Source organism: Alteromonas sp. WD8-37 (genome assembly GCF_055326825.1).
Genome location: NZ_JBUZOV010000005.1, coordinates 131,347 through 150,117, shown reverse-complemented (window position 1 = coordinate 150,117; position 18,771 = coordinate 131,347). Strand labels below are relative to the sequence as shown.

The 18,771-nt window shown below is 54.0% G+C and carries 21 protein-coding genes; 7 read left to right on the top strand and 14 right to left on the bottom strand.

Going from position 1 to position 18,771, the window contains the following annotated elements; translation table 11 throughout:
• Positions 1–20 precede the first annotated feature (20 nt).
• The 5 genes from rsd (at position 21) to ACTUJZ_RS12725 (ending at position 3,137) form a co-directional block, all read left to right on the top strand.
• A complete protein-coding gene (gene rsd, locus ACTUJZ_RS12745) occupies positions 21–512 on the top strand; it encodes a sigma D regulator (RefSeq protein ID WP_463636708.1) in 492 nt (163 codons plus the stop codon).
• A 35-nt stretch (positions 513–547) separates the two neighbouring features.
• Positions 548–1,024, top strand: a complete 477-nt coding sequence (locus tag ACTUJZ_RS12740; RefSeq protein WP_463636706.1) for a transcriptional repressor — start codon at positions 548–550, stop codon at positions 1,022–1,024.
• Positions 1,014–1,478: a chemotaxis protein CheX gene (locus ACTUJZ_RS12735; protein ID WP_463636705.1), complete on the top strand. Its 465-nt coding sequence runs from the start codon at positions 1,014–1,016 to the stop codon at positions 1,476–1,478. Before ACTUJZ_RS12740 ends, ACTUJZ_RS12735 begins: the two co-directional genes overlap by 11 nt.
• Positions 1,468–1,905, top strand: a complete 438-nt coding sequence (locus tag ACTUJZ_RS12730; protein WP_463636704.1) for a secondary thiamine-phosphate synthase enzyme YjbQ — start codon at positions 1,468–1,470, stop codon at positions 1,903–1,905. Before ACTUJZ_RS12735 ends, ACTUJZ_RS12730 begins: the two co-directional genes overlap by 11 nt.
• A 101-nt stretch (positions 1,906–2,006) precedes the next feature.
• Positions 2,007–3,137: an OmpA family protein gene (locus ACTUJZ_RS12725; protein ID WP_463636703.1), complete on the top strand. Its 1,131-nt coding sequence runs from the start codon at positions 2,007–2,009 to the stop codon at positions 3,135–3,137.
• Positions 3,138–3,247: 110 nt separating this feature from the next.
• Here the strand turns inward: ACTUJZ_RS12725 and dnaB are convergent, their stop codons facing one another.
• A complete protein-coding gene (gene dnaB / locus ACTUJZ_RS12720; RefSeq protein WP_463636702.1) occupies positions 3,248–4,642 on the bottom strand; it encodes a replicative DNA helicase in 1,395 nt (464 codons plus the stop codon).
• 175 nt (positions 4,643–4,817) lie between these two features.
• On the opposite strand from dnaB, the gene ACTUJZ_RS12715 reads away from it, so the two are divergent.
• A complete protein-coding gene (locus tag ACTUJZ_RS12715; RefSeq protein ID WP_463636701.1) occupies positions 4,818–6,671 on the top strand; it encodes a tetratricopeptide repeat-containing diguanylate cyclase in 1,854 nt (617 codons plus the stop codon).
• A gap of 7 nt (positions 6,672–6,678) precedes the next feature.
• Here the strand turns inward: ACTUJZ_RS12715 and ACTUJZ_RS12710 are convergent, their stop codons facing one another.
• The 3 genes from ACTUJZ_RS12710 to ACTUJZ_RS12700 are packed head-to-tail and all read right to left on the bottom strand — an operon-like array spanning position 6,679 to position 8,664.
• Positions 6,679–7,662: a DUF4097 family beta strand repeat-containing protein gene (locus tag ACTUJZ_RS12710; RefSeq protein WP_463636700.1), complete on the bottom strand. Its 984-nt coding sequence runs from the start codon at positions 7,660–7,662 to the stop codon at positions 6,679–6,681.
• 10 nt (positions 7,663–7,672) lie between these two features.
• The gene (locus ACTUJZ_RS12705; RefSeq protein ID WP_463636699.1) at positions 7,673–8,161 is read right to left on the bottom strand and encodes a tetratricopeptide repeat protein; all 489 of its coding nucleotides are present in this window, start codon (positions 8,159–8,161) and stop codon (positions 7,673–7,675) included.
• Positions 8,158–8,664, bottom strand: coding sequence for an RNA polymerase sigma factor (locus ACTUJZ_RS12700; RefSeq protein WP_463636765.1), 507 nt, complete (start codon positions 8,662–8,664; stop codon positions 8,158–8,160). Before ACTUJZ_RS12700 ends, ACTUJZ_RS12705 begins: the two co-directional genes overlap by 4 nt.
• A gap of 254 nt (positions 8,665–8,918) precedes the next feature.
• Here ACTUJZ_RS12700 and ACTUJZ_RS12695 point away from each other — a divergent pair, with 254 nt between their 5' ends.
• Positions 8,919–9,557 carry an MOSC domain-containing protein gene (locus ACTUJZ_RS12695; protein WP_463636698.1) on the top strand — a complete coding sequence of 213 codons (639 nt, stop codon included), beginning with the start codon at positions 8,919–8,921 and terminating at the stop codon, positions 9,555–9,557.
• Positions 9,558–9,633: 76 nt separating this feature from the next.
• Here the strand turns inward: ACTUJZ_RS12695 and rplI are convergent, their stop codons facing one another.
• From rplI to ACTUJZ_RS12645, 10 genes are all read right to left on the bottom strand, one after another.
• Complete coding sequence (rplI, locus tag ACTUJZ_RS12690) at positions 9,634–10,086, bottom strand: 50S ribosomal protein L9 (protein WP_463636697.1); 453 nt, start codon at positions 10,084–10,086, stop codon at positions 9,634–9,636.
• A gap of 25 nt (positions 10,087–10,111) precedes the next feature.
• Positions 10,112–10,339 (bottom strand): 30S ribosomal protein S18, encoded by a 228-nt coding sequence (gene rpsR, locus ACTUJZ_RS12685; RefSeq protein WP_073316739.1) that lies wholly within the window; start codon positions 10,337–10,339, stop codon positions 10,112–10,114.
• Between the two features lie 11 nt (positions 10,340–10,350).
• Positions 10,351–10,761 (bottom strand): 30S ribosomal protein S6, encoded by a 411-nt coding sequence (rpsF, locus tag ACTUJZ_RS12680; RefSeq protein WP_463636696.1) that lies wholly within the window; start codon positions 10,759–10,761, stop codon positions 10,351–10,353.
• Between the two features lie 125 nt (positions 10,762–10,886).
• Positions 10,887–11,780 (bottom strand): solute carrier family 35 transporter, encoded by an 894-nt coding sequence (locus ACTUJZ_RS12675; RefSeq protein WP_463636695.1) that lies wholly within the window; start codon positions 11,778–11,780, stop codon positions 10,887–10,889.
• A 182-nt stretch (positions 11,781–11,962) separates the two neighbouring features.
• A complete protein-coding gene (locus ACTUJZ_RS12670; RefSeq protein ID WP_463636694.1) occupies positions 11,963–12,727 on the bottom strand; it encodes a 3-keto-disaccharide hydrolase in 765 nt (254 codons plus the stop codon).
• Between the two features lie 27 nt (positions 12,728–12,754).
• Positions 12,755–13,369 (bottom strand): gluconate 2-dehydrogenase subunit 3 family protein, encoded by a 615-nt coding sequence (locus ACTUJZ_RS12665; protein ID WP_463636693.1) that lies wholly within the window; start codon positions 13,367–13,369, stop codon positions 12,755–12,757.
• A 2-nt stretch (positions 13,370–13,371) separates the two neighbouring features.
• Entirely contained in the window at positions 13,372–15,057 is a 1,686-nt protein-coding gene (locus ACTUJZ_RS12660; protein WP_463636692.1) for a GMC oxidoreductase, read from the bottom strand.
• A 76-nt stretch (positions 15,058–15,133) separates the two neighbouring features.
• Entirely contained in the window at positions 15,134–16,378 is a 1,245-nt protein-coding gene (locus ACTUJZ_RS12655) for a nucleoside permease (RefSeq protein ID WP_463636691.1), read from the bottom strand.
• A gap of 48 nt (positions 16,379–16,426) precedes the next feature.
• Positions 16,427–17,482, bottom strand: coding sequence for a sugar phosphate isomerase/epimerase family protein (locus ACTUJZ_RS12650; RefSeq protein ID WP_463636690.1), 1,056 nt, complete (start codon positions 17,480–17,482; stop codon positions 16,427–16,429).
• 12 nt (positions 17,483–17,494) lie between these two features.
• Entirely contained in the window at positions 17,495–18,658 is a 1,164-nt protein-coding gene (locus ACTUJZ_RS12645) for a Gfo/Idh/MocA family protein (RefSeq protein ID WP_463636689.1), read from the bottom strand.
• Between the last annotated feature and the right edge of the window lie 113 nt (positions 18,659–18,771).

The following is an 18,771-nucleotide window of genomic DNA, read 5'->3' as shown; positions in this document are numbered from 1 at the left end:
TTTTGCGTGGGCGAGGCATTATGCTTAATCACCTGGAAACACGGCAACACCAATGGGGCGGGCGCTCCGAAGCGATCGATAACTGGCTGCAGGCGCGCCACCAGCTGCTGATTTTATATTGTCAGCTGGCCGGCGATAAAGCGCACAGACAGCAGCTGCCCGATGATGAAACAATCAGTGAATTTTGTGCAGCGTTGATGGATTATCTGTCAGCCGGGCATTTTGAGATATTTGCGTTACTGGTGGCCGACGATGCCGCCGGCCTGAAGCTCAAGCATACACTTGACCCGCATCTGGCCCGCACCACCGACGCAGCGCTGGCGTTTAACGACACCTATGCCGTTGAAAGCGCGACTGCGCACAGTGATCGGTTTGATCAGCGCCTGGCAGACTTAGGCGAGGTATTAGAAGAGCGCTTTGCACTGGAAGATCGGTTGATTCACCATATGTTTGCCCAACATGGCGCAGCGCAGATCCAACAAGTACATCAACGTCATACCACCCATTCATAGGTGTGTGACAAACAAGAGCAATAATTGATCACGCTATGAATAATTCGACCCTGATCCAAAAAGCCCGGGCCTTTTGCGAACAACGCGGCGCCCGATTTACGCCGTTGCGCGAAAAAGTGTATGAGATTTTATTGGGTAAACACGGGCCCATGGGCGCCTATGAATTGCTGGACGCGCTCAAAGAAACCGAATCCAGCGCAAAACCAGCGACAGTCTATCGGGCGCTGGATTTTTTACTCGAATTTGGCTTTATTCACCGGCTGGAATCCACCAATGCCTTTGTGGCCTGTTATCACTTTGGCTGCACGCACCCTGTACAGTTTCTAATCTGCGACAGCTGCGGGGATGTGGCCGAAATTCAGTCACAAGGCCTGCAGGCCACATTAGACAAACAAGCTCAGGAACACGGGTTTGTTGTATCAACCCAAACCATTGAGGCGCATGGGTTGTGCGCCGACTGCCAACAGGCGGAACAAGCAGTACCCACGGAGGCTGGCGATCATGAACGCTGAGTTTGTTAATCCATTTATTACCGGATTACTTAATGTATTAGAAACCATGGCGCAAACCACGTTGAAGCCGGGCAAACCCAAGCGCAAGCAATCAGATATTGCCAAGGGTGATGTGTCAGGCTTAATTGGTATGGTCGGGCCGCAGGTCAGAGGATCGTTGTCGATTACCTTTGACGAATCGCTGGCCCTGACCATCATGGAGCGCATGGTGGGCGAGCGGCCCGAGAGCATTGATGCTGAAGTGGGTGATATGGTGGGTGAAATCACCAACATGATTTGTGGTAATGCCAAACGCGAATTATCTGAACGCGGTTATGAGTTTGGTATGGCCACCCCCATTGTTGTCTCAGGAAAGCAACATTCCATCAGTCATCAGGTTGACGGGCCCAAATTAATCATGCCTTTTCATAATGAACAAGGCCTGGCGCATTTGGAAATCTGTTTTGACAGCTAGCTTTTGGCATTCTGAAACTATTACTCTGCCACGCTATCCGCGTGGCTTTCATCTTATCACCGACCACATTGTACAGGCCCTGCCCCAAATCAAGCAGTTAGAAGCCGGGCTATTACATCTATGGCTACAACACACCAGTGCCAGTCTGACCATCAATGAAAACGCGGATCCTTCGGTCAGAACTGATCTGGAAAGCTGGTTTAACCATACTGTACAAGAAGATACACCCTATTTTACCCATACATTTGAAGGTAGCGACGATATGCCCGCGCATATCAAGTCCAGTTTGCTAGGTTGTGAAGTGACCCTCCCGATAGCGGAAGGCGCATTACAATTAGGTACCTGGCAGGGGGTCATGCTGGCTGAACATCGTAATCATGGCGGCAATCGCCGTATTATTGCGACGTTGCAGGGTAAGTTGCGGTAGCCTCCGCGACCCTGGCCACCACATGCAAAAAAATTGTATCTGGCACGCTAAGTGCATGGCTGTGAACAAAAATTATCACTCAACTTGTACAGGATGTGACTATGAAAAAAACTTTTAATATCGCTGCTGTTTCGTTGGCAGTTATGTCAGCTAACGCAATTGCTCAAGACACCAACGTTGAATTCGAAAACTGGATTGGACTGCATGGCATGTATTACAACGCCGATGTAGAAAAACCGGCTGACGACTTTTTAGAAGATGGCATGGGCTTTGGTGGTGAATACGGCTGGCGCTTCGACCGTGATTGGGCGGTGCGTGCTGAATTTACTGCGCTGGATTTAGACACTGCGCAACTGCTGGGCACCGATGACAGTGTCTCAGGCGTGTCCTGGGGTGCCGACATCATGTATTTTGCACCACGTGATCTGTGGTACCTGTTTGGTGGTTACAAGCGCCAGGACTTTGATACCAACCATGACCTGGTCAATGCCGGTATTGGTAAACATTGGGATATCGGTAAAGATGTTAAAATCACTACCGAAATCGCCGCATTGTATGACTGGGATGATTCCTATGCAGATTATAACGCCAAAGTGGGTGTAATGTTCCCAATTGGCGGCTCACCAGCCAGTGCTGCTCCTACTCCGGCACCACAGGTTAATAACGACACTGACAATGACGGTGTGATGAACAACATGGACGAGTGTCCGAACACACCGGCTGGCGCCGAAGTGGATGCACGCGGTTGTGAAATTGTTGGCGACAGCGACAATGATGGTGTGAACGACGACAGAGACCAGTGCGCGGATACACCGATGAACGACAAGGTCGATGCTGACGGCTGTACGGTGTTTGAAAAAGAAGAAGTTGAGCATACCCTGCGGGTACTGTTTGCTTCTGAAAGTGCCGAGATCCAGGACCCGGATTCTCAGGACATTCAGGACTTTGTTGATTTCTTCAACCGTTACGGCAAAACCGATGCTCTGATTGAAGGTCATGCGTCTGCACCAGGTGAAGAAGATTACAACATGGCCTTGTCACAGCGCCGCGCGGATGCATTTAAAGATCTGCTGGTAGAACGCTATGACATCGATGCATCACGCTTATCCACCAAAGGCTTTGGTGAATCACAGCTGCTGATGGAAGGTAGCTCGCGTGAAGCCAATCGTATGAACCGTCGAATCCACATTCGTGTGACGGCTACGGTAGAAAAGCCAGAACAACGTAACTAAGCCGCTAGCTGGTTACTGACAAAAAAAGGCGCCATCAGGCGCCTTTTTTATTGGCTGTGTCCTGCTTTGAAAAGGACACACGCCATCATGTACTTTATACAAAAAAAGGGCTAGTAATCATCCCCGATGGCGGGCCCGACATAATTGTCAAAGCGTGAGAACTGGCCCTGGAAGGTCAGGCGGCTGGTGCCGATGGGGCCGTTCCGCTGCTTACCGATTATGATTTCAGCCACCCCTTTTTCTTCACTGTTTTCGTGATACACCTCATCACGGTAGATAAACATGATTAAGTCAGCATCCTGCTCGATAGAGCCGGATTCCCGCAAGTCTGAGTTGACCGGCCGCTTGTCAGCCCGTTGCTCCAGGCTACGGTTAAGCTGGGACAGCGCCACCACCGGCACCTCCAACTCTTTGGCCAGCGCTTTGAGTGAGCGCGAGATTTCGGCAATCTCCAGGGTTCGGTTATCACTGAGTGACGGCACCCGCATTAACTGCAGATAATCCACCATAATCATCGAAATGCCACCATGCTCACGGGCCAGTTTTCGCGCACGGCTGCGCACATCCATCGGGGTCAGGCCAGACGAGTCATCCACAAACAGATTATTTTTATCTTTGAGCATGGCCATGGTGTTGGAGATCCGCGCCCAGTCTTCATCATCCAGCTGAGCGGTCCGGATTTTGGTCTGATCAACCCGGCTTAATGAGGCCAGCATCCGCATCATGATTTGTTCTGAGGGCATCTCTAAGCTGAACACCAGCACCGGCTTTTCCTCGGCAATCATGGCATTTTCGCACAGGTTCATGGCAAATGTGGTTTTACCCATTGACGGACGCGCTGCCACAATAATCAGATCTGATGGCTGCAGGCCACTGGTTTTTTTATCCAGATCGGTAAAGCCGGTGGTCACCCCGGTCACTTCTTTGTTGGATTTGATAAGGGCTTCAAGCCGGTCGATGGTCTTGCCCAGCACCGCGTCAACCCCTTGTGGGCCTTCCGAATCTCCGGTGCGCTTTTCGGCAATCTCAAACACTTTGCTTTCGGCAAAATCCAGAATATCGGCACTCTCGCGTCCCTCGGGGTTATAACCAAGTTCGGCGATATCATGGGCGACGCCAATCAACTCGCGGGTGACTGCGCGCTCCGAAATGATTTTGGCATAAGACACCACATTGGCCGAGCTGGGCGTGTTTTTGGCCAGTTCACCCAGATAGGCAAAGCCACCGGCATCTTCGAGCTCATCGCGCTGCTCAAGATCTTCGGACACAGTAATAATATCCACCGGTTCGTTGCGGCCCAACAACCGGACAATGGCGCGAAAGATAATCTGGTGCGAGCGGTTATAAAAATCGCCCTCAGTGACCACTTCGGCTACCTTATCCCAGCTATCCGGATCAATCAGCATACTGCCCAACACAGACTGTTCAGCCTCGATGCTGTGCGGCGGCACTTTCAGCTTTTCGATATTTTGATCTTTACCTGAGGAGACTACTTTCACTGCCATAATACCAATCGGTGCCAAAAGCGCCTATTATGCGTTATTTCGTCGACAGAATAAATTTAAGTCTGTGCCGGCGAGGGCAAACTGCTGGTTGCCCGCAGAATTTCCTTTCCAAGGCTTTATCCTGCCGCTATGGGCCGGTATAGTCGGCAGCGTCGATAGGCCAGACTAATCCCTGATGAGCGCATTTTTTCACATTTTCCCCCGCCTTACCGCCCTATTGTTATTCTGCGGTACCGCCCAGGCCGGCCTGGTCGAGGACTACGAGCAGGAGCGCCGCCGTCTGTTGCAACAGCCTTTTGAACATCGGCTGGAGGCACTCCAGGCGCATCGATTTGATGTCAGTACGGTGTTGGGTCAGTATTTTTACAATACGGTGCTGATTAATAGTGAGCCTCAACGTAAAGCCTACACGCTAGATGCCCAGCAACTAGCGCAGCTGCAACAAGCGTACCCGACGATATATTATGAGCGCGAGGTGTTTGAGGTCTGGCAGGGCCCCCTGCCCGAAGCGCAAAAAATTGCGCAGTTGAAAGACATCAAGCAACTGGCCGAACAAAAAAACTGGCCGCGGATCATGCGTTGGGCTGCGTCGGCGCTTATCGCGGTGTATCAAAACAATTCCTATCATATAAGCGCAGTGATTGAGATCCAGGCGATGCTGGATCAGGCCATTCACATCGATAAAGTGGAAGTGCTGTATGATTATGCGCTGTTGGTGGCCTATCATGACATGGCGGTCTCAATGCATCTGCTGGGTAACTATACCGACGCCATCGAGTATTGTGAAAAAGCCCGTGCGTATTTGCCCGAGGACCCCCAGGTTCAGTTTCAGTCGCTGTCGTGTATGGTTAAAGCAGCAGTAAAAAAAGGCGACTTCGAGGCCACATGGCCGCTACTTAGTGAACTTGAGGCGCTGGGTAATCGAACGCAACTCAAGCAATTTACGTTGCATGCGCTCAATCTGGCCGCCTTTGCTCACCGCGAAGCCGGCCAGTTTGAGCTGGCCTTAGCCTATGCTACCGATGCGCTGGATTTTCAGCATACCCATGAGTTTTATCCGCCTGGCGCCCGCGCCCTCACCCACTTGATGCTGGCCTCGGTGCACATCAAGTTAAACGACCCGAACAAGGCCCGTAGCCACTATGAAGCATCACGCAAACACCGGCTGGAAGCCGACCAGGGCACCCGAGTGGCCAAGGATGATGCCTTGGCCGAAGCCCGCATTGCGCACCTGGAAGGCGACTTGGATGCTGCGGCTCGCTGGTATGAGCGATTGCACGAGTTGCATCAACAGGAGCAAACCGAATTATTCAGTCCTGAGCAGTTTGCTCAGCTTGCCCAGGAATTGGATAGCCGCCAACTGGCGGTGATGCAGATGAAAGCCCGGTTGCATCAAAGTCGCGAAGAAAAGATGACGCTGGTGGCGCTGTTTAGCAGTGTGCTGGCCGCAGTGGCTGGCATTTTGTTATGGCGCGCCATTCGACGTAAGCGGGAAATTGAACAGCTCAATCAGCTCGACAGCCTGACCGGCCTGCCCAATCGCTGGTTTGCCCTGGAGCAAATCAACCAACAACTGCATCGGTTGAATACGCATGCCCAACCCTTGTGTGTGGCGCTGCTGGAGATCGATAATTTTGCCCAGCTGGTCAATCATTATGGTAGCAGCACCGGAGACGCGCTGATCCGGTTATTTGCCCGGCAAACTAAATACCAGTTTCGCCGCTCCGATTTATTTGCCCGCTATGGCGGCGATGAATTTGTGTTGATGCTACCCCACTCTGAGTTAGAAGACGCTCGGCAAAAGATTCTGCAGCTGAAAACCTTGCTGGGACATCGCAGCCTGGATGAGGTGGGCGCCAAAGGTGAGCTTAGCTTTTGTTGCGGACTGTTGGAAGTGCGCAGTAAGGCGCCGGTGGCGGCAGTACTGGCCCAGTGTGACAGTTTGCTGTACCGGGCCTGTCATCAGGGCCCGGACAGCCTGTGTAGCGGCCGGTTTGCGGCCGCTGATGATGTGGAGGTGATACGCTAGGACGGGTTTAGTCGCGGCGTAGCACAATTTTGCCATGCACTGTGGATAATTCCGCCCGCGCGCTGGCCTGGCCGGTAGAAAATTCCAGCCACTGGTTGGGGCCGTATTTGGCTTTACTGGCCTGCTGATCGGTCAGCTGATTGTCAATGCGGCCGCCAGCATGAGCCTGTAAGTCAAAGCGGGCCGACACCTCTGACTGAAACTGCAGATCCAGCGTCCCGCCCACCGAGGTGGCATTTAAATCCCCATTGTCGGCCAGTTCCACCTGGCCTTTGACATTGCCGTTAACTGTGACGATGTCCAGTTCGGTCAGCCGCCCGGTGCGAAACGCCATGCTGCCATTCACGGACTCCAGACGCACTTGCGGGCTGGCGGTGGTGACATCAATATCGCCATTTACGGTAATGATGCGCGCTTCATCACCGGCACTGTGATTACCACTGATATCGCCGTTGACCGATTCGGCCACCAGTTCACCCTGCACATCATGCAGGGTGATGTCGCCGTTGACTGTTTCGAGTCGGACCCGGCCGGACAACTGGCGCGCCTGAATATCGCCATTAACCAAATCCACCACAGTGCTGTTGGTAATGTCGTGCACCTCTAAATCAGCATTGACCGCCGAATAATCCAGTTTGCTGTCGGCCGGCACCCAGATGGTCAGATCGTCGCCTTCGCTGGTGTTGAAATCGCGCCAGTCTTTTTCATAGCGCCGGGTATCCACTTCAAACATCACGCCGGTGCCACGCTTTTCAAATTCCACTTTTTCGGTCATTTCAGACAAGGTGCCGACGATTCGAACCGCATCTTTGTCCCAGGTTTTGACTACCGCCCGGCCATTGACGTGCTCGATGGTCACAGTGGGTTCGGTACCGGTTTCCAAGGTCTGGTCATATTGTTGCTGCGCCTGCGTAAGGCCGGCAACCAGCAGTCCGCCCAGCGCCAGGCTGGTGGTCAGCAGCCGAGTAATAACACGTGTGAATGGTCGCATACAGGTTCTCCTAAATTTGCTGCCATTTGGGCGCATGAACGCGCTCAATCAATAAAAATTGTTGCTGGTACACATCGTGAAGCATGCGTAGCAGCACCGGGTTGTCCGGGTCTTGCCGTAAGGCTTGCTGAATCGCTTCTGCTGCCTGTTCCAATTCGGTTAGCTGACCGTGCCAGTTGGTTGTTACTGCCCGGCTGTCCGCCAGGGTGACCAGCAGCGCCTGCTTTTGTTGTTCATGCTGGCGGCTGATGGCGGTAAGCGCACTAAGCTGTGCTTCCGGGGCAAGCGCCGGATTAGCCGGCCCGCGCCACAAACTGGTGGAAACGATTGCCACCAGCGCACAGGCGGCAGCCGCCAGCCAGACCGGGGCATGCGAGCGACGCTTCGCGGTGGGCTGAGCCAGCGCACCGGCAATGCCCGGCCACAGATCCCGCCCCGGGCTCATTTCTTTAGGTAACTCAGCCAGTTGCTGCTCTAAACTGTATTTTGAGGTGGTCATGGCTGTTGCTCCATCCATTGTGTCAGTAGCTGTCGGGCGCGGTGAAAGTGCGCTTTGCTGGACCCTGCGGCCATGTTTAGCATGCGAGCAATCTCTTCATGCCGGTAGCCTTCGATGGCATGCAGTACAAACACCAGTCGGGCGCGCTCCGGCAAGCGTAAAACCAGACCTTCCAAATCAACCTGCGACGGGCAGCCCGGCGCATCCTGATGCTGCGCGCTGCTATCTTCTAAATTCAGCATCCGCGCCACCCAGCCTTTTTGCCGGCGCATCAGGCTGATGGTGACATTCGCGGTGACACTGTGCAGCCAGGTGCTAAACAAACTTTGGCCGTTAAAGTTGGCCAGCTTTTGCCATAACTGAATAAACACTTCCTGGGTGGCATCCTCGGCCAGCCCACGATCCGCAGTTAAGCGAAAGCACAGGGCATACACCCGCCGGTGATGCTGCTGGTACAGCGCCTGATAGGCCGCCAGATCGCCCGTCTGGGCGCGGCGCACCATCTCGTTCTGCCCGGCTTGTTCATGGTCTGTTTGTGCCTGGCCGGAGCCGGACTCATGTGAACCGGGCGGGGCCGGGTTGCCAGCCAGTGGCGTTGTCGCCTGTGCAGGTGTCATGGGCAGCGGGTCTCCAGGTCCATGTGCTGTGTGATTGGCAGGTATGTCGCTGCCAAAAGGCCAAAGGTTTAGTGCACAGAAAATTTTTTTTCTAGTGACTATCAGCCATAATAAGCCCAAGACTGGCATAAGGATATATTATGAACATTTACGCGTTGTATGCGGCCCGGCCGCAGCCCTTTGGCGCGCGCGGCGCACCCAGCAGCATCATCAAGCAGCCGGTAGCCACTTTAAGCGTGGGCGTTGATGGCACCGGCCAGGACGAACAGGGCAATAAAAAACTGCATGGCGGCCCGGAAAAAGTGCTCCATCAGTACAGCTTTGAAGGCTACCGGGCATTGCAGGCGGCGTTTCCGCAAGGCTATTTTCATGCCGGCATGATTGGCGAAAATTTACTGGTGGCTGGCATGCACGATGACAATGTGTATATCGGCGATATTTATCAACTAGGCCAGGTGGTGGTACAGGTCTCCGCTCCACGGGCCCCGTGCAACAAAATATCGCAGCGGTTTGGTATCAAAAATCTGGATCGCTGGGTTGGGCAGCACGGCAAAACCGGCTGGTACTACCGGGTGCTGAAGCCGGGTGCGTTATATACCGGTGATGCCGTCACGTTACAGGAGCGCTCGCGCCAAAGCGTGTCGGTGGCGCAGCTGATGCAGGCGGTGACCCGCCCTGAACTGGGTGCTACCGCCGCGCTGTACAGTGAGTTGGCGGTATTGGATGATGAGTGGCGGGAAAAGTGCGCACGTAATGCGGCGCGGCAGTCTCCCTCTTAATACCGGAAACAATAAATACAGGCAACAAAAAAGCCGCCCCGGTTACCCGGGGCGGCTTTTTAGGCAACTGCGAAGCTTACGCTTCTTTGATGATTACAACTTTAACCGTTGCTTCTACATCAGAGTGCAGTTGTACGTCGATGTCGTACTCGCCAGTTTCACGCAGTGTACCTGTAGGCAGGCGTACTTCTGATTTAGCAACTTCAACACCAGCAGCGGTGATGGCGTCAGCAATATCACGTGTACCGATAGAACCGAACAGTTTACCTTCGTCACCCGCTGGGGCGGCGATAGTTACTTCTTCCAGTGCTTCCAGCTTTTCAGCGCGAGCTTGTGCAGCAGACAGCTGTTCAGCAATTTTTGCTTCCAGCTCCGCACGACGTGCTTCAAATTTTTCAACGTTATCTTTAGTTGCAGGAACTGCTTTACCCTGAGGGAAAAGAAAGTTACGTGCAAAACCAGACTTAACGCTTACTTTGTCGCCCAGACCACCAAGGTTGGCGATTTTATCCAGTAGGATGATTTCCATCTTAGCTACCCCTTATGTCGCCAGTTTACTTGTGTGAATCAGTGTACGGAAGCAGTGCAAGAAAACGTGCACGCTTGATCGCAGAAGACAGCTGACGCTGATATTTTGCGCTTGTACCTGTGATCCGGCTAGGAACGATTTTACCGCTTTCGGTGATGTAGTTCTTCAGCGTAGCGATATCTTTATAATCGATTTCAGTCACACCTTCTGCAGAAAAACGGCAGAACTTACGACGTCTGAAAAAACGAGCCATGATTATACTCCTTACGCTTTATCTTCAGTGGTTTCAGCTTTCTTTTCTGTACGCTCAGTACGCTCTGTACGAGGTGCAGAATCGTCACGACGCTCACGACGCGGCTCTTCTTTCATCATAGGAGAAGGCTCGGTCACAGCGTTTTTAGTGCGCATAACCAGATTACGCAGGACAATATCATTGAAGCGGAACGCATTTTCCAGCTCTTCAACAGCTTCAGCAGTCGCTTCGGCGTTGATCAGAACATAGTGTGCTTTGTGCAGCTTCTCGATTGGGTAAGCCAGTTGACGGCGGCCCCAGTCTTCCAGACGATGAATTTGACCGTCGTCTTGCTTCAGGATAGTGGTATAACGCTCGATCATACCTGGTACTTGTTCACTCTGATCAGGGTGAACCATAAAAACGATTTCGTAATGACGCATTATTGCTCCTTACGGTTGTAGCCTCGTCAGTACAGCCAGCTGAAAGAGGCAAGGAACTAGGTTGGTTTAGCTGTAAGGGCGCGAAGTATACAGATTTGCGCCCACCTGCACAAGCAATAATCAGCCTAGCCGTGGCTACTGACGCCACCGGCCGCCATCAGCACAGCAACCCCGACCAGCGCCGCGCATGACCACACCAGGGTCGCCCGGTTGGTGCGCTCGCCCAGCACCCAGGCCACCGCCAGCGACATCACCGCACTGGTGGCGATCAGGGTTTGCACAATCGCGGCTTTGGCATTGGCAAACGCCACCATCTGCAGATACAGCGCGGCAGCAGTACCCAGCAAGGTGGCCATGGCAAACATGCGCCACATGGGCCCGGGCCGGGTAGTCTGGGGTAGCCAGCGCGATTTAAGCATCAACATCAGCAGTACAATGATCACCAGCCCGCCAATCAGGCGGATCAGGCTGGCATTAAAGGCATCGATGTCATAGCGGGTCAGAATATCACGACTGATGACCGCCCCCACCGCCTGGCACACGGCGGCAGCGGCGGCAAACAAATAGCCGGAGGGCGCGAACAGATGCAGCTCGGTACGCCGCTTTACTTTTACCACCATATCCACGCTAAACAACACCACAGCAATGCCCAGCCATTGCTGCCAGGTCAGCCATTCGGCAATCCAGGCCATGGCCAGCAGCGCGGTAAAGATGGGCGCCAGGGTTTCGGTGATGAGGACCGACTGGGTATCGCCGATGCGATTGAGGGCCTGAAAAAAACAGGTATCACCAATACCAATGCCCACCACGCCGCTAAGCAGCAGCCAACCATAAGCACTGGCCGGTAACGCCACCGCCGGCAGCATCAGTTGCGTGATAAGCAGCAACAGCACGATGGCCACCAGCCCTTTCCACAAATTCAGCGCCAGTGGCGAAAAAGCACTGCCTAACTGCCGAAACATCCGAGCCGCAATGGCCCAGCATAACGCCACACTCAACGCGGCAATTTCACCTGTCATAGCTTGTTGTTAGTCCTTGCGCAAAAAAAGGCCGACAGCCTAGCAGATCCTGGTCAGTGCCAGAAGCATTGACCGGTGTATTTGCGCTAACGGGGCTGCCTTATCGGATAATTAAAATCCTGTGGCAATAAAAAACGGCCAGGCATCACTGCGCTGGCCGTAAGCTTTTAGGGAGACAGGTATTAGGACGGGGTATCGAGCTCGCGAACCCAGATATTTTTAAAGCTGACCTCGTTGGAGTGATCTTGCAGCTGAATTGGCGCACAGCCGTGTGCGGTGTAGGAGGGCGCACCAATATATTCGGTGGTACCTTCAATCTTCACATGATTTTGCACCACCACCCCATTGTGCAGCACAGTGACATAGCCCGGCCGGGTCAGGGTGTGACCATCAAAGCGTGGCGCGCTGAAAATGATGTCATAGCTTTGCCATTCACCTGGCGGGCGGGTGGCATTGACCAGCGGAATACTTTGTTTGTAAATGCTGGCAGCCTGGCCATTGGCATAGGTTTGACTCTCATGCGAATCGAGCACCTGGATTTCATAGCGCTGCTGTAAAAACACCCCGCTGTTATTGCGCTGCTGGCCTTCCATATCAGCTTCTGGCTGTGGCGCACGCCACTCTACATGCAGCTGCACATCACAAAATGCTTGTTTGGTTTTGATATCACCGGTACCGGGAGTAACGGTTAATACCCCGTCCTCTACCTGCCATTTGGCCGGGCCGCCGTTGACCGATTCCCAGGCGGATAAGCCCTGGCCGTCAAACAGCACGATGGCATCAGAGGGTACACCGTCGGCCGGCGCATTGACTTTAGGCGGTACCGGCTCCCACACTTCCGTTTTTTTGGCTTGTTCATCCTGTGACTGAGCCAGCGCGGCCCCCGCCCAGCTAAGTGCGCCCGCAGCCAGGGCCAGGGTCACAAGATTGTTGCGTGTCTTGGTCATTACAAATGCTCTCCTGCAGTCAAATTGTTAGGTTGCCCAGGCCTTCTGGCCTTTTTTGTATTCGATATTGCCATCGTATTTTCCCGGCACCGGCACATAGCGTAATACCTGGGTGCCCCCTTCTTTGGAGGTGAAAAAGCCAAACAGGGTCAACTGTTTGAACAACGAAAAATAATGCGGCACCGGTTGTGTGGAATCTTCGCGCCGGCTATTGGGCAACCGGCTTTCCACCGCCCAGATACCCTGCTGGCGATTGTGCTGGCGCGCTTCCTCATCCAGTTGAGTCAACAGCTCGGTGCGCTGAGCAGGTTCGAGCAATAAAAAAGGCCGCGAAAACTGCCGGGTGGCGGCCTCATCCAGTGCCTCCATGCCCTTGCGAAACGTTTTTTGCAGCACACTGGGGTAACAGTCGGCCACCAGCAGTGCCATGATCTGGCCCACATTGGCCTGCTTAGCCCCGGGGGTGTCCGTTTTGGGGATAATCACTTCGGCCACTTCGTTTAAAAAATCCACCTCTTGCTGGGTAAAGCCGGTCTGCTCCAGCGTCACTGGCGGGCGGGCTTCATAGGCCAGCGCAGTAGGGCCGATAAATGCGACCCCGGTGGCCGCGCTAATCAGTTTGAGTAATTCACGGCGGTTCATGGCTACAGGTTCCCTTTTTTGAGTTCTTGCACAGCAAAATCGGCGGCCCGGGCGGTCAGTGCCATATAGGTCAACGAAGGATTGACGCATGAGCCGGAGGTCATACAGGCACCGTCGGTGACAAACACATTGGGCGCATCCCAAACCTGGTTATGCTGGTTGAGCACCGAAGTTTTCGGATCACGGCCCATGCGGGCAGTACCCATTTCATGAATTCCCATGCCCGGCTGATAGTCTGCCTCAAATCCACGCACATGTTTGATGCCAGCGGCTTCAAACATGTCGACCGCATCCTGTTGCATATCCTTACGCATGCGTAGCTCGTTTTCTTTAAGCTCCACATCCATCTCCAACACCGGCAGGCCCCAGGGGTCGGTCTTGTCTTTATTCAGATAAATCCGGTTGCTGTGATGCGGTAGCATTTCGCCAAAGGCATTCATGCCAATGGTCCAGCCACCCGGCTCGCTGACAACATCTTTAAGCTGAGCACCGATGCCCAGCTCAGCCACATCTTTACGCCAGCCATCCCGCGAGGCAGAGCCCTGATAACCAAAGCCACGCACATAATCACGGTTATCGCCGCCCCAATTGCGAAACCGCGGAACATAAAAGCCGGATGGCCGCCGGCCATAATAATATTTGTCATCGTAACCTTCGGCGTCGCCGTAGGCGCCAACCCGAAAATGGTGGTCCATCACATTGTGGCCCAACTCGCCGCTGCTGCTGCCTAAGCCGCCTTCCCACACATCGGTGGCAGAATTCATCAACAACCAGGCACTGTTGAGCGCCGAGGCATTCACAAACACAATTTTGGCGGTGTATTCGTAGGTTTGATTGTTTTGCGCATCAATCACCTCCACCCCGTTAACCCGCTGTTTATCTTTGTTGTACAGCAAGCGCGATACCACAGAGAAGGGTCGAAGGGTCAGATTACCGGTTTTCATCGCGGCTGGCAGGGTCGACGACTGGGTACTGAAGTAACCGCCAAACGGGCATCCCAGCCAGCATTTACTGCGCGCCTGACAGCCAGCCCGGCCCTGCTCGGGCTGAGCCAAAGAGGCATTGGCCGCGCGCCCATGAATTAAATGACGGGTGCCTTTGAAGGCTTTTTGTAAGCGTGCCGCCACATCCTTTTCCACCACATTTAATTCAAAGGGTGGCATGTACTGGCCATCGGGCAGCACATCCAGGCCATCACGGCTGCCGCTGATACCCGCATACTTTTCCACATAATCGTACCAGGGCGCCACATCGTCATAGCGGATGGGCCAGTCCACAGCGATCCCTTCTTTAGCATTGGCCTCAAAGTCTGCCCGGTTCAACCGATAGCTCTGGCGCCCCCACAACAAAGAACGGCCCCCCACGTGATAGCCACGAAACCAGGTGAAGGGCTTTTTTTCCACATAGGGCGCTTCCTGCTGGCTGGCCCACATGCCGTAGGTCGACTCGTTAAGCGGATAATCCCGTGACAGCACCGGATGATCTTCTTTCATCTGCTGGGTGGCCAGATCGCGATGGGGATAATCCCAGGCTTCTTTGTGGGCATTTTTATAATCTTTGATGTGTTCAATATTGCGCCCGCGTTCGAGCATGAGCACCTTCAAGCCTTTTTCGGTCAGCTCCTTGGCTGCCCAGCCACCACTGATGCCCGAGCCGACCACAATTGCGTCATAGTGATTATTTGCCATGTTTTATCCTCATCAACGCGGTACGTTGGATTGATCCTGTTCTTGGTCGACGGGCTGTTGCTGAGAGCCCGCCTGATTAGGCTTGTGCTGCAGAGCGATCGGGCGCACTGGCATCGGTGTGTTCGCGTTTGAAAAACACCACAAACAACACCAGTACCACCGCTGCAAATCCGGCCGGGACCAGCCACACCTGCTGCCACTCATGGCCAGTGGTGGTGGCATAGGTATCCGTGATCTGGCCGGCTACCCAAAATCCGATCAGCATACCCACGCCGTAGGTGGCCAGGGTGATAAGACCCTGCGCGGCACTTTTATGCTGCGGGCTGGCTTTGGTATCGGTATAAATCTGGCCAGAGACAAAAAAGAAGTCGTAACACAGGCCATGCAGGGCAATGCCCATTAACAGTAGCCACATCCCTTCACCGGCATTGCCGTAGGCAAACAGTACATAGCGCACGACCCAGGCCAGCATGCCGATGATCAAGGTTTTCTTAATCCCAAAGCGGTTTAAGAACACCGGCAGAGCCAGCATAAATAACACTTCAGACACCTGGCCCAGGGTCATCTTACCGGTGGCATTGGCCACGCCGATTTCGGTTAAAAACGGGTTGGCATTTTGGTAATAAAACGCCAGCGGGATGCAAATCAAAATGGAGGCGACAAAAAACACTAAAAAGTTTTTGTTTTTCAGCATGCCCAGGGCATCGGTGCCCAGTGCCTGGCCCAGCCCGGTCGCCTGTCCTTTGCCTTTGGGCGGCGTGGCTGGCAAGGTAAAGCAGAACAGCCCTAACACCGCTGAGGCAATGGCGCACAGTAAGAAGGTATTGCGCAGCAGACCATCGGCGATGGCTTGTTTGGCATCCCAGGAAAACACATAGCTGATCACCAGCCCGGCCACAATCCAGCCGATGGTGCCCCATACCCGGATCTTGCCAAATTCTTTGGAAGGGTTTTGCATCTGATTAAATGACACCGAATTAACCAGCGCCAGCGTCGGCATATAGGCAATCATGTAGGCCAGCACCAGCGGATAGAACGAGGCAAAATCGGCGGCCTGGTAGAGCATGTACATCAGCGCCGCGCCAATCAGGTGCAGTACGCCTAGAATGCGCTCTGCATTAAAGAATTTATCCGCAATCAGGCCGATAATCAGCGGCGCAATGATGGCGCCCCAGCTTTGGGTGGAAAACGCCATGGCAATTTGGCTGCCACTGGCGGTTAGCGAATTGGCCAAATAAGTGCCTAAGGTGACAAACCAGCCGCCCCAGATAAAAAACTGCAAAAACATCATGATGCTTAAGCGTGCAGGAATCGTATTCATGTGGTCCTCACTGCGGCCTGGTGTAGGGTACAGAGCCGCTATTGATGCTTAGGGTTGCAGACCCAGAATGCGCCGGTTGCGGCTTTCGCTAACATCGCCGCCGGCAAAGTCATCAAAGCTCGTGGTAGCCGGCTCAATAATATGCCGGGCAATAAAAGGCGCGCCTTCTGCAGCGCCCTGCGCAGCATCTTTTAGGCAGCATTCCCATTCCAGCACCGCCCAGCCGGTATACCCATACTGAGTAAGCTTGCTAAAGATGCCTTTGAAATCCACCTGGCCATCGCCTAGCGAGCGGAAGCGGCCGGGCCGGTCGACCCAGTCCTGATAGCCGCCGTACACGCCGGAGCGGCCATTAGGTAAAAATTCGGCATCTTTGACATGAAATATCTTGATGCGGTCATGATAACGATCGATAAAATCCAGGTAATCCAGCTGCTGTAGCACAAAATGACTGGGGTCGTACAAAATATTGGCGCGCGGATGATTGTCCACCTGGGCTAAAAACTGCTCAAAGGAGGCACCATCATGCAGGTCTTCACCCGGATGAATTTCGTAACACACATCCACGCCGGCCTCATCAAAGGCATCCAGGATAGGCTTCCAGCGCCGCGCCAGCTCAGCAAAGCCCTGCTCTACCAACCCGGCCGGACGCTGTGGCCAGGGATAGGCCAGATGCCACATCAAGGCGCCGGAAAACGTGGCATGGGCAGTTAAGCCCAAGCGCTGACTGGCTTTGGCCGCCAGTTTTAGCTGGCTGATCGCCCACTCGGTACGCGCTGCCGGATTACCATGTAAGTGAGCCGGAGCAAAATTATCAAACTGCTCATCATAGGCTGGGTGTACCGCCACCAGCTGACCCTGTAGATGGGTGGACAATTCGGTGATCTGGACGCCAAATTTGGCGCAGGTGGCCATGGCGTCATCACAATACGCCTGGCTGTCAGCGGCCTGTTCCAAATCAAACAAATGCGGCTCACACGGTACCTGAATGCCTTTGTAGCCCAGCGAGCCAGCCCATTCGGCCAGCCCTGCCAGGGAGTTAAACGGGGCGTCGTCGCCGGCAAACTGGGCGACAAATATCGCCGGGCCTTGAATTGCTGCCATGATCAATGCTCCTTATGCGGTTTGTGTGGTGGGAATCGCATGCCATTTGGTGTCGCTGGCATTGCTGTCTAACATCGCCTGGATAAAGGCCATGCCACGAATGCCGGCATCCAGCCCGGGCACCCGGGCTGCAGTACCTTGCTCGCCGGCCCGTACCGCCTGCGCAAATGCGCTGTATAAATTGGCCATGGCCTCTAAATAGCCTTCCGGATGACCGGCGGGGATCCGTAACTGGTCAAGGGTTTCCTGGCACAGCCCCGGCTGTCCGGCACCAGCTCGCAACACCTGGTAGGGCGCATCTACCGGCCGGTAAATCACCGAGTTGGGTGACATTTGCTGCCACTCCAGCCCGCCTTTATCGCCATAGACCTTAATTTTTAACGGGTTTTCTTCTCCGGCACAGACCTGGCTGGCAATCAGCACACCGCTGGCACCTTTCTGGGTTTTCAGCAATGCTGCGCCGTCATCATCCAACCGGCGTCCTTCCACATGGGTATTTAATTCACCACAGATCTGGGTGATGCGGTCATCAAGCACAAACTCGGCCAGCCCGAAGGCGTGGGTGCCGATATCACCCATGCAGCCACTGGCCCCGGACAATGCCGGATCGGTGCGCCACGATGCTTGTTTGTTGTGACCTTCCAGGGCATCGGACAGCCAGCCTTGCGGATACTCCACATACACTTTTCGGATGGTGCCTAACCAGCCCTGCTGCACCATATGCCGGGCTTGCCACACCATAGGGTACCCCAGGTAGGTATGCGCCAGACCGTACAAGACCGGTGCCTGGTGCAGGCTTTGCTGGAGGGTCTTAACCTCATCAAACGACACCGCGGCCGGCTTTTCACAAAACACATGAAACCCCGCCTTGGCAGCGGCTAGAGAAATCGGCACATGCAGATGATTCGGCGTGACAATACTTACTACCTGCATGCGTTCATCCGCCGGCAGGCTTGCTTCGGTATCCAACATGGTTTGCCAGCTGGCATAGACACGCTGGGCGGGTAAATCGAGACTGTCACCAGTGCGTTGGTTGTTGTCAGCATCGCGGGAAAACGCGCCGCATACCAGCTCATAATGGCCATCTAAAGCGGCGGCATGGCGATGTACCGCGCCGATAAATGCACCTTCTCCACCACCAATCATTCCAAGTCGTATTTTGGGCTGCCGGGCCATTCCGCCTCCTGCAAATTTGTTATTTAATTGTAAGCTAGATAGAAATGTAACGGTTTACATAAATTTGTGTCAACCAAAAACAGGCGGAAAAACGCACAAATTCGCAACACCTT

What these genes read in the sequence shown, in the direction of transcription:
- rpsR (WP_073316739.1), bottom strand. Translation starts at nt 10,339, where the DNA reads ATGGCTCGTTTTTTCAGACGTCGTAAGTTCTGCCGTTTTTCTGCAGAA.
- ACTUJZ_RS12645 (WP_463636689.1), bottom strand. Translation starts at nt 18,658, where the DNA reads ATGGCCCGGCAGCCCAAAATACGACTTGGAATGATTGGTGGTGGAGAA.
- ACTUJZ_RS12705 (WP_463636699.1), bottom strand. Translation starts at nt 8,161, where the DNA reads ATGACCACCTCAAAATACAGTTTAGAGCAGCAACTGGCTGAGTTACCT.
- ACTUJZ_RS12740 (WP_463636706.1), top strand. Translation starts at nt 548, where the DNA reads ATGAATAATTCGACCCTGATCCAAAAAGCCCGGGCCTTTTGCGAACAA.
- ACTUJZ_RS12665 (WP_463636693.1), bottom strand. Translation starts at nt 13,369, where the DNA reads ATGAACCGCCGTGAATTACTCAAACTGATTAGCGCGGCCACCGGGGTC.
- dnaB (WP_463636702.1), bottom strand. Translation starts at nt 4,642, where the DNA reads ATGGCAGTGAAAGTAGTCTCCTCAGGTAAAGATCAAAATATCGAAAAG.
- rsd (WP_463636708.1), top strand. Translation starts at nt 21, where the DNA reads ATGCTTAATCACCTGGAAACACGGCAACACCAATGGGGCGGGCGCTCC.
- ACTUJZ_RS12660 (WP_463636692.1), bottom strand. Translation starts at nt 15,057, where the DNA reads ATGGCAAATAATCACTATGACGCAATTGTGGTCGGCTCGGGCATCAGT.
- ACTUJZ_RS12700 (WP_463636765.1), bottom strand. Translation starts at nt 8,664, where the DNA reads ATGGTGCGCCGCGCCCAGACGGGCGATCTGGCGGCCTATCAGGCGCTG.
- rplI (WP_463636697.1), bottom strand. Translation starts at nt 10,086, where the DNA reads ATGGAAATCATCCTACTGGATAAAATCGCCAACCTTGGTGGTCTGGGC.
- ACTUJZ_RS12650 (WP_463636690.1), bottom strand. Translation starts at nt 17,482, where the DNA reads ATGGCAGCAATTCAAGGCCCGGCGATATTTGTCGCCCAGTTTGCCGGC.
- ACTUJZ_RS12655 (WP_463636691.1), bottom strand. Translation starts at nt 16,378, where the DNA reads ATGAATACGATTCCTGCACGCTTAAGCATCATGATGTTTTTGCAGTTT.
- ACTUJZ_RS12710 (WP_463636700.1), bottom strand. Translation starts at nt 7,662, where the DNA reads ATGCGACCATTCACACGTGTTATTACTCGGCTGCTGACCACCAGCCTG.
- ACTUJZ_RS12735 (WP_463636705.1), top strand. Translation starts at nt 1,014, where the DNA reads ATGAACGCTGAGTTTGTTAATCCATTTATTACCGGATTACTTAATGTA.
- rpsF (WP_463636696.1), bottom strand. Translation starts at nt 10,761, where the DNA reads ATGCGTCATTACGAAATCGTTTTTATGGTTCACCCTGATCAGAGTGAA.
- ACTUJZ_RS12675 (WP_463636695.1), bottom strand. Translation starts at nt 11,780, where the DNA reads ATGACAGGTGAAATTGCCGCGTTGAGTGTGGCGTTATGCTGGGCCATT.
- ACTUJZ_RS12670 (WP_463636694.1), bottom strand. Translation starts at nt 12,727, where the DNA reads ATGACCAAGACACGCAACAATCTTGTGACCCTGGCCCTGGCTGCGGGC.
- ACTUJZ_RS12715 (WP_463636701.1), top strand. Translation starts at nt 4,818, where the DNA reads ATGAGCGCATTTTTTCACATTTTCCCCCGCCTTACCGCCCTATTGTTA.
- ACTUJZ_RS12725 (WP_463636703.1), top strand. Translation starts at nt 2,007, where the DNA reads ATGAAAAAAACTTTTAATATCGCTGCTGTTTCGTTGGCAGTTATGTCA.
- ACTUJZ_RS12695 (WP_463636698.1), top strand. Translation starts at nt 8,919, where the DNA reads ATGAACATTTACGCGTTGTATGCGGCCCGGCCGCAGCCCTTTGGCGCG.